Consider the following 15304-nt stretch of genomic DNA (forward strand, 5'->3'; position numbering starts at 1 on the left):
GATTAATATTTCTACGTCAAGACAGACCAGTAAAAAGATGCACAAATGTGTGGCACTAAAAGTTCACTTTTAGTGCGCTGAGAACAATGAAAATAAAGGTTTCTGGCTAAAAAACTGCTGAAAAAAGGCTTTAATTACCAAATCACGCTAAATTGCCTTATTTTGGTGCACTACAATTTTTAGGGTACTTAGCTACCACTGTTTTCTACGCACTTACCACTTGATGCAATCTTTACGCATAAAAACTTTCATCCTGCGAACGCACCAACAATTAACTCACTTCAACTATTAGCTGTTTTGCACAAATGGCAAAAATTCAGAAAAGGCTCTTTCTAAAAAGATTTACTTTCCCTCAGTTCAAGACACTCTCTTTTCAAGAATGAAGTTCACCATCACACGCCTCGTTTGTTGACCCAGTTCAGTATGCCGCTCCACACCAACACGCTAAATTTGTCATTATTTAGGATAATTGCTAACATAAGCCCTTGTTGGGGAGTAGCCTGCTTTCGAAATTTGGAAGAATTCGTATCAACATAATTGGCCACATGCCATGGTGCGAATACCTCTTGGTTGGCGAGACCATCGATATATCCATGCCCAAGGTCGGGCGTGTGGATATATCGTGGACTTGATATGCCCGACCGGAGCCAACTAAATGAACCCAATTCCGCTTATTTTACTTGCCTTTGCTATGTCCACAGATGCTTTCGCTGCTGCGATTGGTAAAGGTGCAACCCTTAAAAAACCACGATTGATAGAAGCTTTCAAAATCGGACTCATCTTTGGTTTTATCGAAGCAATCACGCCGCTTGTAGGCTGGTTAATAGGAAAGTCAGCCTCAGAATATGTAGAAGCTTGGGATCACTGGATTGCCTTTTCACTCTTGACGATTCTGGGTCTGCATATGATTTATGAAGGTACAAAGCCGGCTGGAAATGATGAAGAACAAGAAACTGGAAAGTCTTTATTTCGAATCTGCCTAACGGCATTTAGTACAAGCATTGACGCAATGGTGGTTGGTGTGAGTCTTGCGTTCATCAACGTCAACATTTGGATAGCAGCAGCTTTGATTGGATTTGCGACGACACTGATGGTGACTATTGGCATAATGCTAGGGCGTGCAATAGGCTCGGTTATAGGGCACAGAGCTGAGATTTTTGGCGGCCTTACGCTAATTGCGGTAGGGTTATTAACACTATACAGTCATTTGTAAGTTTTTTTGAGGCGCCAATCGTTGTGGAGGCCAGCAATCTTGTTACTCGGTGCGGCCTCCATGCTTTAAATGGGGTTTCACACGAGCTTGGGCACTCGCTGCATTGATGAGTTTATGCAATAAGTCGATACCACCAAACTCAAGCGCTTAAATAGCACCACTACTTAGCATTCAGCATCACATGATGCTTATTCGATAATAATTAAAAAGGGGCTCATTGAGCCCCTCCTGCTTTTCAACTTTGTTTGTTGCCTTTCAACTACGCCCCAAACTAAAAAGAAAACAAAATCAATTACTTACTCAACTGTTACACTTTTGGCTAAATTTCTTGGCTGATCTACGTCGGTACCCTTTATGATTGCCACATAATAGCTCAGCAGCTGCAATGGCAAGGTATACACCACTGGTGCCAACCATTCGTGAGTATGTGGCACATTGATCACTCGCATGGTCGCGTCAGACTTAAACTGCGCATCGGCATCGGCGAACACATACAAGATACCGCCACGGGCGCGTACTTCTTCCACGTTCGACTTTAGCTTTTCTAACAAGTCATTGTTTGGCGCTACCACGATAATCGGCATATCGGCATCAATTAATGCCAGTGGGCCGTGCTTAAGCTCACCCGCCGCATAAGCTTCAGCATGAATGTAAGAGATTTCTTTCAGCTTTAATGCGCCTTCCATCGCAATGGGGTACTGATCACCGCGGCCTAAGAATAACGCATGGTGCTTGTCGGCAAACTCTTCGGCTAAAGCTTCAATTTGTGGCGCCAGCGCTAAGGTTTCTTCTAACTTGGCCGGTAAACTTTTCAGGGCATGAGTTAATTCACGCTGCTTTTCAAGGCTTAAGCCGTTGTATTTACCTACCGCCATGGTCAACATGGCTAAACCCACTAACTGCGTGGTAAATGCCTTAGTAGAGGCAACACCAATTTCTGCGCCAGCACGGGTCATAAAGGCTAAGTCAGATTCACGAACCAGTGATGAACCCGCCACGTTACAAATGGTTAAACTGCCTAAGTAACCGGCTTCTTTCGCTAAGCGCAGCGCGGCTAGGGTATCGGCGGTTTCACCTGATTGCGAGATACTGACCAATAAGCTGTTAGGCTGCACAAAAGATTTGCGGTAACGGAATTCTGAAGCGATCTCGACATTACAAGATACACCGCCTAATGACTCCAACCAATAACGCGCCACCATACCAGAGTGATAACTGGTGCCACAGGCAACAATTTGAATATGCTTAACTTTTTTGAATAGCTCAGCTGCGCCATTACCAAAGGTTTCGTCTAGCACGCTATCATTGCTTAAACGGCCTTCTAAGGTGTTGTTGATCGCTTGTGGCTGCTCATAAGTTTCTTTGAGCATAAAGTGACGATATTGGCCTTTATCACCGGCATCGTAACTGACGTTGGATTCATGCACTTCACGCTCTACCGCGTTACCGTCTTTATCGAAAATACTGACGCTTTGTCGGGTAATTTCTGCTACATCGCCTTCTTCTAAAAACATAAAGCGACGGGTTACCGGCAATAAGGCCAGCTGATCAGAGGCAATAAAATTCTCACCGATACCTAAACCAATCACCAAGGGGCTACCTGAACGGGCCACCACTACACGGCTAGGATCGGTTTTATCTAATAACACGGTACCGTAAGCGCCATGCAGTTGTTTTACCGTTGCTTGCACGGCTGCTAACAGTGAACTAGCTTGCTTTAATTCTTCTTCTACTAGGTGGGCAATTACTTCGGTATCGGTGTCTGAGGTAAACACATAACCTTTCGTTTTAAGCGCTTCGCGCAGCGGGTTATGATTTTCAATAATACCGTTGTGTACCACGATGATATTGCTAGAAATATGAGGGTGCGCATTGCGTTCACTTGGCTCACCATGCGTTGCCCAGCGCGTATGCGCAATACCCGTACCGCCAAGCACCGGCGCTAATGCCACCGCATCGGCTAGCTCTTTTACTTTACCTAAACGGCGTAAACGCTGTAACTCACCTTGCTGGTTAACAACCGCCACGCCGGCCGAGTCATAACCGCGATATTCTAAACGGCGCAAACCTTCAACTAAAATATCAACCACATCACGCTGCGCAACTGCGCCAACAATGCCACACATATTCTTACTCCGTTAAATTAACTAAAAGGGTTCGCAAAATTGCTATTTAATACGCTGCGCGGATCACGCTAACGCCTTGCTGTTCTATTTCCGCAGCCTGAGCAGCGGATAAACCGGTGTCGGTCACCAATACTTTGATCATTGACCAGGGTAATTCTAAATTGTGTATTTTTCGCCCCAGCTTGTCTGATTCCAGCATCACGATGACTTCGCGCGAGACCTCAGCCATAACTCTGCTTAAGCTGTATAACTCATTGTAAGTAGTTGTACCGCGAGCTAAATCGATGCCATCGGCGCCAATAAAAAGTTGGTCGAAGTCGTAATTACGTAACATTTGCTCGGCTAATTGCCCTTGAAACGCTTCAGACTGCGGATCCCAAGTACCGCCGGTTAAAAGTAGCGTCGGCTCGTTTTCCAACTCTCGCAAGGCATTGGCAATAGCTAATGAATTAGTCATGACCACAAGGCCACGTTTTTGCACTAGTTCTGGCAATAGCGCCGCCGTTGTGCGGCCACTGTCGATAATAATTCGGTAATGATCTTTAATCAGCGTCGCAGCCGCTTTAGCAATTGCTAACTTTCGTTCTGAAACTTTCGCTAAACTACTATCAGAAATAAAATCTTGTGGTACCGGCACAGCACCACCGTAACGACGTAATAATAAGCCGGCAGCCTCTAGGGCAGTTAAATCTTTACGGATGGTCACTTCGGACGTGTTAAATTGCTCCGCCAGCTGCTCAACGGTCACTTCGCCTTGTTTTTGCAATTGGGCGACAATTAAATGCCGACGCTGTTGTGTATTACGTTTATTCATTTCTTTCACTTAGTTTCGAAACGAAAGGTATTTTAGCGATTTCTGCTGCTTTTGCAAGCAATAGCAAAAAACCAAACGTATTAATGATAATTATTTGCATTTGCGTTTAGGTTGTTTTATAGTCTGCGCTATCAACGGATGGAGGTGAGCTTTTGCTCTGATACGGATGTTCTGGTCGTTGTTAATGTTGTCCTGCATTTAGGGGGAGCTTAGGCTCCCCACTTTTTTACGACCATCTGCCACCTTGTTCTGTCTTAGCCAAGAAAATATGGCTGTTAACGACTTTTCCCCGCCGGTAAAAAGGCAATTCTCCCTTGTTGCACGGTCATATTTATCGGTAGTGCGGTTAATAATTTTACCGTTGGATCGCTGGTATCCAATTTATAAACTGGGTTAGTCGCCAAAAATTGATTCACTATCTGTAATAACTCATTGGTAACCGGCGTAAGGTTACCGCGGTAGCCTGCAGCTTCAATCGAAGAGTCGAGTAATTTTACTGAGCGCACAAATACCGCTTTTTGTTCCGCATCATAATAAGGAGCCCCTTCAACCTGCAGTTGCATACTGGCAGGATACGTTAAACCGAACAGGCTTAAGGTTGCCGAAGCAGCCGTGTTAATTTGCACCAGATCGCTATTATCCGGGCCAATTTTAACTGCCATACTGTCGACCGCCAGCTTTAAAGGGATCCCGGCAACATTGGCTTGTCGCGTTAACTCAGGGATTTGCTGGCTAATCATCTGCTCTAATTGTGTTTCAGAAACAGAGTAAACCGGCATTTGGCCCAATTGACTGCAACCGACCAGCAAAATCGTTAAAATAAATAACCCTATTTTTCGCATTATCTTGTCCTATTTATTGAGTTAAGTTGCAGCCTTGCTAATAGGCTTTGTTCTAGGGCTTGTTGACGTTTGCTGTTTAGATTTTGTTCGTTTGGCGATGTTTTGATCGCGAAACGAGGAGTGTAATTTAGTTATTCTAAATAAACGACGAGAGACAAAGAGCAAAGCATCGCCAGACGAACCCTTCGGGCAGCGAGTGGCTGGCATTTCTACTGCGTTTTACGAAATATATCCTATATTTCGCCTTCGGCCAGCAGAGCTGTTCCCGTTTGTTCCAGACAAACGGGTCGCTTGTTTATGTAGAATAACTACACGGCACAAGCTCTGCCTTGTATAAATACCAGCCACTCAGCTGCAAAAGCAACCAGAAAACGTCAACAAGCCCTAATTAACCATACCTTAGCTAAACTTAGTATAGGCTGAATGTGAGCAACGCTTACCTGTAAAGGCCTTTTTCTTTGCTTTAGCACGAGTAATCCACGGTAAACTCCATGATGTTTTAGTTTTTTTGCCTGTTTTCAAAAGTAGATCAAACGTATTTTGTTACCTTATGCTAGCCTTGAAGCTAAGCTATAAGAATTAGGTGGATATGACTGCATTACTGCAAAAGGTATTTAATCGCGTTTCACATGCAAATATTTTTGCGATCCCCGCAATAATCGCGTTGATTATTTTAATTTGTTCACCTTTTGTCAGTAGGCTGATCCCTGGTATTAGCGACATAAATTACCTACCGCTGCACTCTATTTTAGAAATTATTTCGGTTAGTTTTGCCTTTATGATTTTTGCCGTCAGTGCTGAGCGCATTCTGATTAGCATGAATATTCGTACAGCCATCTTGGCATGTGCTTTTTTGGCGGTAGTCTGTTTTGATTTATCGCATTTATTGTCTTTTACTGGCATGCCTGACTATGTCACCCCTAGCGGCCCACAAAAAACCATTTATTTCTGGCTTGCAGCCCGCTTCACCGCCGCTGTAGCATTATTCTTAGTAGTACTGCCACTGGCCAATCGGCCCATTAAACGAGCCGTCTTTGTAAGTATGCTGGTCATAACCGTAGCGATAATTGCGCTAGTACATATGGTTATTTTTTATCACGCCAACGCATTACCCACGGTCTATGTGCCACAGCAAGGCCTAACCTTAACCAAAATTGCTGCGGAATATCTGTTTATTAGTTTGAATATTCTGACCATCTTATGGATGCGCTTTGGCTATGCTCAAAACACTCACTATTATGCGCCAGCTTTATATACCGCCATGTGGTGCTTAGTCTGTAGCGGCTTTTACTTCACTTTATATCTTGATATGCATGACGCCTATAATGCTGTTGGCCATGTTTTTAAAATCGCCGCTTATTTATTTTTGTACCGTGCACTGCTGCATGAAGTGCTAAGCAAACCTTATTTAACGCTGATAGAACGCGAAGCCGATATCTCTGCCACTTTGGCGGCGATCCCCGATGTGTTATTTGAAGTGGATGATGAAGAACGCTTTTGTCAGGTTAAAAATACCGATAAAGTCTCCATGTACCTGCCACCCGAGCATTTTTTAGGGAAGACCTTAGTGCAATGCATGCCGAAAGAGGCTTATATTGCGGGTCAAAAGGCTATTGCTCAAGCGCGCCAGTCAGGCCGCTCTGAACCTTGTAGTTATCCTTTACTTATCGAAGGCAAAGTATTCTGGTTTCAAGTGATAGCCGCACGCCGGCAAGCCAAGTCAAATAAGCCTCGCTTTGTCTTAGCGGTACGAGATATCACCCAGCAAATGTTAGCGGAAGCCGAACTTAAGGTAAACGCGTTGGCGTTTTATACCCGTGAAGGCATTATGATTACCGATGCCAATAATCATATTATTAAAGTTAACCCAGCTTTTTCTTTTATTACCGGCTATGAAGCCCATGAGGTCGTTGGCAAATCACCGTCAATATTAAGCTCTGGGCAACATGATGCCGCCTTTTACAAAAAAATGTGGCTAGCGCTAAGTGAAAACGGTTTATGGCAAGGTGAGATCTACAATAAACGCAAAAATGGTGAGATATTTCCTGAGCAAGTCGTTATCAATGCTTTAACCGATCAGCAAGGCACTGTTACTCATTATATCGCCAGCTTTAATGACATTAGCAAAGCGAAAGCAGACCAGCAATATATTCATCAATTGGCGTTTTATGACCCGCTGACCAAATTACCCAATCGACGTTTATTAATCGAGCGCACTGCGCAAGCACAAACGCATAGTGATCGCAGCGGGCATTACGCTGCCTTGTTTTTTATTGATCTCGACCACTTTAAACAACTGAATGATAGCCTTGGCCATTCATATGGTGATGAACTATTGCGGCAACTCAGTGAGCGTTTACAGCATGCGATTCGCGAGCAAGATACTTTAGCAAGACCAGGCGGCGATGAGTTCATTTTGTTAGCGCAATTCAACAGCAGTGAACTAACAATAGCCACGGAGGATGCCCATCAGTTGGGCCACAAGTTATTAGAGATCATCAACAACCCTTTTGAATTGAAACAACATCACTATCAAATTTCAGCCAGTATTGGGATAGCGTTGTTTAACGATAATAAGAAAAATATTGATGATTTAATGTCTTCAGCTGATCTTGCGATGTATCACTCGAAAGAAATGGGGCGTAATCAACTGTACTTTTTCGAACCGGGAATGCACAAAACACTACGAAAAAAACAACGATTAGAACAATCATTAAAACAAGCAATCAGTAAACAACAACTAAAATTGTTTTATCAACCTAAAGTTAATAGCCAAGGTCAGATCGTCAGCTACGAAGCACTGATCCGCTGGTTTCATCCAGAATTTGGTTTGATTACACCTAACGACTTTATCCCCTTAGCGGAAAACTCATATCTTATTAATGAAATAGGCGAATGGGTGTTAACAACGGCTTGTCAGCAAATACGAGTATTCCAACAACAAGGTACTCCTTTGCCCATTGCCGTTAATGTCAGCGAGCGACAATTAGTGCAGAAAAACTTTGTTGAAATTGTCAGCAGTATTGTGCAAAACAGTGGTATTGATCCCCATCTTTTAGAGCTCGAAATAACCGAAAGCATGCTTAATGAAGATTTGGAAAATACACGAATAAAACTACTGGCGTTAAGCAAGCTGGGCATCACATTTTCACTTGACGATTTTGGTACGGGTTATTCCTCGCTGATTTATTTAAAAAATCTACCGATCAACGTTCTTAAAATTGACCGATCTTTTGTGCATGAGTTTTTAACCCAAGAAACCGATTTAGCGATTGTTAAAACCATTATCGCCATGGCGAAGTCGTTGTCATTGCATGTGGTTGCTGAAGGTGTTGAGCAACAAGACCAATATGAAATGTTAATGAGTTTAGGTTGCGATTTGTTTCAAGGCTACTTATTTGGTAAACCCGAGCCACTTACACCGCCAGAGCCGATAGAATAAGTTTGGTCGGCTCGCGAGCACATATTAAGTTATGTTATGCTCAGGTCGCTACTTCAAGGGATACCTAATAATTAGAACGAGAATACTATGGCACTAATACTAAAATTGATTGCCGGCATTGTGCTGGGCATGTTGTGTGGTCTGTTTGCACCGCACTGGCTAACGCAACTACTGCTAACCTTTAAAGGCCTATTTGGCCAACTGCTATTTTTCACCATCCCATTATTAATCTTATTTTTTATTACCAGTGGTATTGCGGCCTTGCCTCGCAATTCAGGTAAATTACTGGGCCGCACGCTGGGTATTGCCTATTTATCGACGATTTGCGCAGGTACCTTAGCCTTTATCGTTGCGGCGTTAGTTGTGCCGATGCTGGCGCCTGCAACTGCCGATTTAGCCAGTATTGATGGCGTAAATTTAACACCTTATATCGAGATGAATATTCCACCGGTGTTTAATGTAATGACCGCTCTTGCACTCGCCTTTGTATTTGGTTTAGGTATTGCTAGTACGCAAGCCACTTCGTTAAAGCAATTATCTGATCAAGGCCGCGATATTATTCAGCTGTTATTGAGCAAAATTATCATTCCCTTTTTACCGCTTTATATTGCAGGCGTTTTCGCGCAAATGGCGGCGGCAGGTACGGTGTTTGTTACCTTAAAAACCTTTGGCATTGTGTTAGTTTTAGCCTTGGTTCTCCATTGGTTATGGATTGTACTACTATTTACTGTTGCAGGTTTAAAAGCGGGTAAATCACCACTGAGCTTAATCAAAACCATGTTGCCCGCCTACTTTACTGCGCTGGGTACTATGTCGAGTGCAGCCACGATCCCGGTATCACTGCAGGCCACCAAAAATAATGGCGTGAAAGAAGACGTTGCCAATTTTGCAGTACCCTTATGCGCCACGGTGCATTTATCAGGCTCGACCATTACTATCGTCAGTTGCGCTGTGGCAGTGATCATGATGAAGAGCAATCTGGAGATCCCATCTTTATTTACCATGCTGCCGTTTATCCTTACCTTAGGTGTGGTGATGTTGGCGGCGCCAGGTGTTCCTGGTGGCGCAGTGATGTCGGCCGTGGGCTTACTTGGTTCAATGCTCGGTTTTGGCGAAGGCGCTATTGCCCTGATGATTGCCCTCTATATGGCGCAAGATAGCTTTGGTACCGCCTGTAATGTCACCGGCGACGGTGCCATTGCCGTGTTAGTAGATCAAGCCGACTAACCGTAAACCGGCATATCGCCAAGCGATGTGCCGGTATCAAACACACAATAATTTTTTAATAAAAGAGCTGTTAATGACCATTTCTTCGCCCTGTGTGGCATGCTGCAAATTAGATGAGCACAAAGTGTGTGTTGGTTGTTACCGACATATCAATGAAATTGTCGACTGGAATCGGCAAAGTGAAGCCGACCTAGTATTAATTATGCAAAAAGTCGCCTTACGCCGCGAACACTATCAGCAACAAGATGCCAACAGCATCGCCACCTCACCGATCACCCAAGCTGAATGGCAAGCGGCAAAAGCGCAGCGTAAATAAGCGTAAAACACCGTGTTGTGTTGCCATACGTGCAACAACAAAAAAACCATCACAGATATACTGCAACTGACCGCAAGCATCACAACCAAGTATTCAGCTAAGCTGTATAGTAAACCTGAGTTGACTCAAACTAGGATCGATTATGTTTACTGCCCGTACTTATCTGGCTGCCTTATTACTCGCAGCCTTACCCGCACAAGCTCAACAAAATGATAATAAACAACAAATGTTGCATGCGATTGCCGAAGCCCCTTCTGCCGACAATATTAAACGCGATATTGAGAAGCTAGTGAGTTTTGGTACTCGCCATACTTTGTCTGAAACCGAATCGGATACGCGTGGTATTGGCGCAGCACGACGCTGGATCAAAGCTGAATTTGAAAAAATCTCCGCTGAATGTGGAGGCTGTTTAGAAGTATCTTATTCTACAGGGGTGATCAGCGGTGAAGCACGCATCCCCAATGCCACGGAAGTAGTCAGTGTTATTGCCATCCAACGCGGTAAAACCGACCCTAATCGTTTCGTCATTATGTCAGGTGATATTGATTCTCGGGTATCCGATGTGATGGATTTTACCAGTGATGCGCCAGGTGCGAACGATAACGCTTCGGGTGTTGCCGGCACGTTAGAAGCCGCCCGCGTATTAAGCCAATATCAATTTAACGGTAGCATTGTTTATGCGGCTTTAGCTGGTGAAGAACAAGGCTTATTTGGCGGCAAAATCTTAGCACAACAAGCCAAAGACGCAGGCTGGCGCATTAAAGCGGTATTAAACAACGATATGATTGGCAATACCGCCGGAATTAACGGTGTGGTCGACAACACCACGGCGCGCGTGTTTGCTGAAGGCACTCGGGCCAACGAAACCGAAGCCGAAGCGCGCAGTCGCCGCTTTACTGGCGGTGAAAACGACTCACCGACGCGTAACCTTGCCCGTTATATTGATTTGATCGCAGATAACTACATGACTAACTTAGATGTGATGCCAGTCTATCGGTTAGATCGTTTTGCCCGTGGTGGTCATCATCGGCCTTTTAACGATTTAGGCTACCCAGCCGTACGTATTATGGAAACCAATGAGCACTATGATCGCCAGCATCAAGATTTACGCACCGAAAATGGCATCGTTTATGGCGACACCATTGATGGCGTTGATTTTGCGTATGCCGCAAAACTAACGGCCCTGAATGCCGTTAGCTTAGCCAGTTTATCTTGGGCACCTAATCCACCTGCCGACGTAACGATTAAAGGCGCAGTAAGTGCCAATACCACTTTGTCATGGGCCGCTCCCTTGCCGCAAGAAGACAAACTGGTAAAAGGTTATAAGATTTACTGGCGTTATACCGACGCTTCAGCTTGGCAATTTAGCCGTGAAGTGGGCAAGGTAACCGAATTTACCTTGGAAAACGTAGTCATTGATAACTACTTTTTTGGTGTAGCCAGTGTTAGCCAAGATGGCATTGAAAGCCCTGTGGTCTTTCCAGGCGCAGCGGGTTCCTTTGGTAATTAAACATCAATGAGCCTAAGCATTTACGGTAAGCTTTTACAGTAAGTACCCCAGGCTAAACTAAAACAAAAAAGCCGGTCTTTTCATGACCGGCTTTTTATTAGCGCTTAAGACGCGCGTTTATTTTTTAATTTTAACTGGGCGCTGCCAGTCAGTAATATGCCGCTGTTTAGCACGAGCGACGACTAACTCACCCGCTTCGGCATCACGGGTTAATACGGTTCCGGCACCCACAGTCGCATTTTTACCTACGGTTACCGGTGCAACCAGCGCACTATTTGAACCAATAAAGGCCCCATCTTCGATAGTTGTGACAAACTTATTGGCACCATCGTAGTTACAGGTAATGGTTCCGGCGCCAACATTCACTTTGTCACCAATGACCGCATCACCTAAATATGTTAAGTGATTCGCCTTAGAGCCTTGGCCTAAGGTGGTTTTTTTCATTTCAACAAAGTTACCAACATGGCTGTCATCTAGCATAACCGTGTCTGGTCGTAAACGAGCGAAAGGGCCAACCGAGCAACCACTGCCTACGCGGGCTTTTTCAATCATCGAGTTAGCTTTTATCTCGGTGTTATCGCCGATAACACAGTCTTTTAAAATACAGTTAGCGCCAATGGTTACGCCTTTACCCAATACCACCTTGCCTTCAAAAATAACGTTGATATCAATCATTACGTCATTGCCTACTTCAACACTGCCGCGCACATCAATACGTGCAGGATCCCGCAGGTTAGCGCCAGCTAGCATCAGTTCTTCTGCTTTACGCTGCTGATAGGCCCGCTCTAATGCCGCTAATTGCACGCGGTTATTAGCCCCTTCTACTTCCATCGGATTTTGCGGATGTGCCGTCGTAATGGCGACACCTTCGCTGTGCGCCATGGCAATAATGTCGGTGAGGTAATATTCGCCTTGCGCATTGCTATTCGATAAGCGGCCTAACCAGCCTTTAAGCTGTTTGCCTGGCAGCGCCATAATGCCGCTGTTGACTTCAGTGATCTTAAGCTGCTCGGCTGTGGCATCTTTTTGTTCAACAATGCCTGTTACTTTGCCGTTTTCCCGCACGATACGGCCATAACCGGTTGGGTTAACTAAGTTCACCGTTAAGATAGCCAAACCGTCAGCGGGTTTAACGGCTAACAATTGCTGCAAGGTTTCAATACGGGTTAACGGCACATCGCCGTATAACACAAGTACCGTATCGTCATCGGCGATATTGGGGATGGCTTGCGCCACCGCATGGCCAGTACCCAACTGTTCGGCTTGCAACACCCAATGCAGTGGCTGTTCACCCATGGCCGCTTTTAATGCGTCAGCACCATAGCCATAAACCAGTTGCGGTTTAGCTGCACCAAGCGCACGCGCAGTATCAATAACGTGTTGTACCATTGGCCGCTCAGCCACCTTGTGCAATACCTTAGGTAAGTCTGATTTCATACGGGTGCCTTTACCGGCAGCCAAGATCACTACATTTAATGCCATAACCAATTATCCTTAACGTTTTAATGCGGCTATTCTACCTGAAAACACCATGGCTTGTGGACGTTTGCGGTTTAGATTTTGTTCATCTGGCGCTGCTTAATAAGCAGACACAGGTAAGTACGCCTTTTGCGATGGGTAAATCGTAATAAATAGCCATGGCCGCAGCTGTGGCCTGTGCTCAGTGCTAAGCTATAGCGATGTCGACTAACAAGTCTACAGACTAGTAAACGGGCTATTAACAAATAAAAAGGGCTAACACCAACGGTGCTAACCCTTTTAGTTGCTCATTAAAAAGCGATTTAATTCGCAGCTTGTTTATCGCCAATATATTTATCAAAGAAAGCTAACATCTTTTGCCAGCGCTCAACGTTATTCTCTGGTTTATAAAAGCCATGGCCTTCTTTTTCTTTCACTAACCACTCATAAGGATGATTACGTTTATCCAGTTCTTCCCGTAAGCGGTTCGCGTGAATAATCGGCACGCGTCTATCCTCTTCACCATGAATGATAAATACCGGTGCTTTTAATTTATCCAAATGTTTAATCGGTGATTGCGCATCCAGTTGCTCTTGGTTACGGCCAATTGCCATTTCTAAATAATTAATACCGCTTTTACGTTCTTGAATATCACCATCGGTATACATTAAGTTTAAGTCAAAAACACCGACAAAACCGACGGTACATTTATACAAATCCGGTTCGCGCACTGCACTCATTAAGGCGGCATAGCCACCATAAGAACCACCGTAAGCGCACACCCGATCTTGATTAACAATACCCTGCTCAACCAAATGCATGACACCATCTGTCATGTCATTAATCATTGTTGTGCCCCAATTCTGATAACCGGCTTGTAAAAAGCTCCGTCCAAAACCGCCTGAGCCGCGAAAGTTTGGCTGTAACACCGCATAACCGTGTTGCGCTAACACTTTGGCATCTGGATTAATTTCTAAAAAATCCCTTGGACCATGCGGGCCTCCATGCGGATTCATAATTAAGGGTAAGTTTTTCGCTTCAACGCCACGAGGTAAGGTTAAGATGGCATGAATGTCTAAACCGTCTCGACTTTTATAAATAATTGCCTTAGTTTCAGCCAATAATTCTGACTTCATCCAAGGACGGCCATTTAACAAAAAGCTTAACTGATTGTTTTTGGTGTCAAACAGATAAAACTCTGGCGGATGGTTAGCCGAACGCGTGGTAAGGACCAAAATACTGTTGTCTCGAGTTGCTGAGTTAATAGCAATTTTCTTTCCTGGAAAGGCCGCTTTTAAGCTTTGTAAGTAACCACTGAAGGTTTTATCTTTAACGTCAGCAAAAAACACATCCTCATGCGTGTCATATTCATAAGAAGCGCCTATCACTTCTTTTAAAAACCCGTCTTCGATACTGAAACTCGGTGTAACATCTACTTTAGGATGATGAGCTAGTATTTCTTCTTTACCCGTTTCTGGATCCATAACACTTAACGCTTTGGTATCCGTTTGAGTATCACTTATTCCCACTACTCTTTTATTATCCGCTAAAAACGCGATGGGTAAAAAACTACCATCACGCTGGCCATAACGGCGTAAAGTAACCCAATCTGATTTTTCATCCTTGCGGTACATCATGACCATTTCGTTGTCATTATCTTGGTCTTCACCCACCGCCATCCGTGCTACACCGTTATTGTCAGTAATCATGCCTGAAGAGCGCATTGGTGCTCTGGCCACCTGCCTAGTACGACCATTTTCAATATTTAACCGCTTAACTAAACTAAATGACCCTTTACGGTTTGGTGTGCTGGTTGTAATAAGCACATACTTGTCATCATCTGGTAAATAGTTAATCACTTGTGCGGGATCTTTTTCTGTTTCAGAACGATAACCCGTTAGCATTCGGGCATTAGAACCATCCGCATTTACCGCAAAGATTTCACCGGTGCCAACCGGTTGCTCTAAAGCACCGATATCACGCACTAAGGTGATCAATAAACGCTCATTATTAGCCCAGTCGATAGAGCCGATAGAATCTCGGCCAGTAAAGTGACGAACGCTGATAATTTTGTTTGATTTAATATCAATAACGTTGAGGTAAACGTTGCCTTCTTCACTGCGGCTAGTCGCCGCTAAGTATTTACCCGATGGCGATATTTCAATTTCAAGAAACTGGGAAGGGCGTGCAAAATCTTCCAAGGTTAACTCTGCTGCCTGCACAGAAACGACCGCAAAAAATAGGCAACTTATTAGTAGTGCTCTCATTTTATTTACCTCAATTTTTATCAAAGCGTAAGGCTAAATCGCTTTATTATTATTTAAATTCGCAACAACGCGTAAAATATCAAAATAAA

General features: G+C 44.3%; 10 protein-coding genes and 1 riboswitch. Of the genes, 5 read left to right on the forward strand and 5 right to left on the reverse strand.

Features of this window, described 5'->3' with window-relative positions; translation table 11 throughout:
- Positions 1-478: 478 nt before the first annotated feature.
- Positions 479-647: riboswitch (yybP-ykoY riboswitch) on the forward strand.
- Positions 648-655: 8 nt separating this feature from the next.
- Positions 656-1213, forward strand: coding sequence for a manganese efflux pump MntP family protein (locus ORJ01_RS07235; RefSeq protein WP_306177462.1), 558 nt, complete (start codon positions 656-658; stop codon positions 1211-1213).
- Positions 1214-1509: 296 nt separating this feature from the next.
- Here the strand turns inward: ORJ01_RS07235 and glmS are convergent, their stop codons facing one another.
- The 3 genes from glmS to ORJ01_RS07250 all read right to left on the reverse strand — a co-directional run bounded on the left by glmS (position 1510) and on the right by ORJ01_RS07250 (position 4995).
- Positions 1510-3339, reverse strand: a complete 1830-nt coding sequence (gene glmS / locus ORJ01_RS07240; RefSeq protein ID WP_306177463.1) for a glutamine--fructose-6-phosphate transaminase (isomerizing) — start codon at positions 3337-3339, stop codon at positions 1510-1512.
- 46 nt (positions 3340-3385) lie between these two features.
- Positions 3386-4153: a DeoR/GlpR family DNA-binding transcription regulator gene (locus ORJ01_RS07245; protein WP_229586173.1), complete on the reverse strand. Its 768-nt coding sequence runs from the start codon at positions 4151-4153 to the stop codon at positions 3386-3388.
- Between the two features lie 275 nt (positions 4154-4428).
- Complete coding sequence (locus ORJ01_RS07250) at positions 4429-4995, reverse strand: DUF1439 domain-containing protein (RefSeq protein WP_226750641.1); 567 nt, start codon at positions 4993-4995, stop codon at positions 4429-4431.
- A 589-nt stretch (positions 4996-5584) separates the two neighbouring features.
- Here ORJ01_RS07250 and ORJ01_RS07255 point away from each other — a divergent pair.
- The 4 genes from ORJ01_RS07255 to ORJ01_RS07270 all read left to right on the forward strand — a co-directional run bounded on the left by ORJ01_RS07255 (position 5585) and on the right by ORJ01_RS07270 (position 11490).
- Positions 5585-8437, forward strand: a complete 2853-nt coding sequence (locus tag ORJ01_RS07255) for an EAL domain-containing protein (RefSeq protein WP_306177464.1) — start codon at positions 5585-5587, stop codon at positions 8435-8437.
- A gap of 87 nt (positions 8438-8524) precedes the next feature.
- Entirely contained in the window at positions 8525-9664 is a 1140-nt protein-coding gene (locus tag ORJ01_RS07260) for a dicarboxylate/amino acid:cation symporter (protein WP_226750643.1), read from the forward strand.
- Positions 9665-9737: 73 nt separating this feature from the next.
- The gene (locus ORJ01_RS07265) at positions 9738-9980 is read left to right on the forward strand and encodes a DUF1289 domain-containing protein (RefSeq protein WP_226750644.1); all 243 of its coding nucleotides are present in this window, start codon (positions 9738-9740) and stop codon (positions 9978-9980) included.
- A gap of 142 nt (positions 9981-10122) precedes the next feature.
- Positions 10123-11490, forward strand: coding sequence for a M28 family metallopeptidase (locus ORJ01_RS07270; protein ID WP_306177465.1), 1368 nt, complete (start codon positions 10123-10125; stop codon positions 11488-11490).
- A 117-nt stretch (positions 11491-11607) separates the two neighbouring features.
- Here ORJ01_RS07270 and glmU read toward each other — a convergent pair whose 3' ends face one another.
- Positions 11608-12972: a bifunctional UDP-N-acetylglucosamine diphosphorylase/glucosamine-1-phosphate N-acetyltransferase GlmU gene (gene glmU, locus ORJ01_RS07275; RefSeq protein ID WP_306177466.1), complete on the reverse strand. Its 1365-nt coding sequence runs from the start codon at positions 12970-12972 to the stop codon at positions 11608-11610.
- Positions 12973-13271: 299 nt separating this feature from the next.
- Positions 13272-15215, reverse strand: coding sequence for a S9 family peptidase (locus ORJ01_RS07280; protein ID WP_306177467.1), 1944 nt, complete (start codon positions 15213-15215; stop codon positions 13272-13274).
- Positions 15216-15304 lie beyond the last annotated feature (89 nt).

Origin of the sequence: Alishewanella sp. SMS8, assembly GCF_030737935.1 — a bacterium.
Lineage (GTDB): Bacteria > Pseudomonadota > Gammaproteobacteria > Enterobacterales > Alteromonadaceae > Alishewanella > Alishewanella maricola.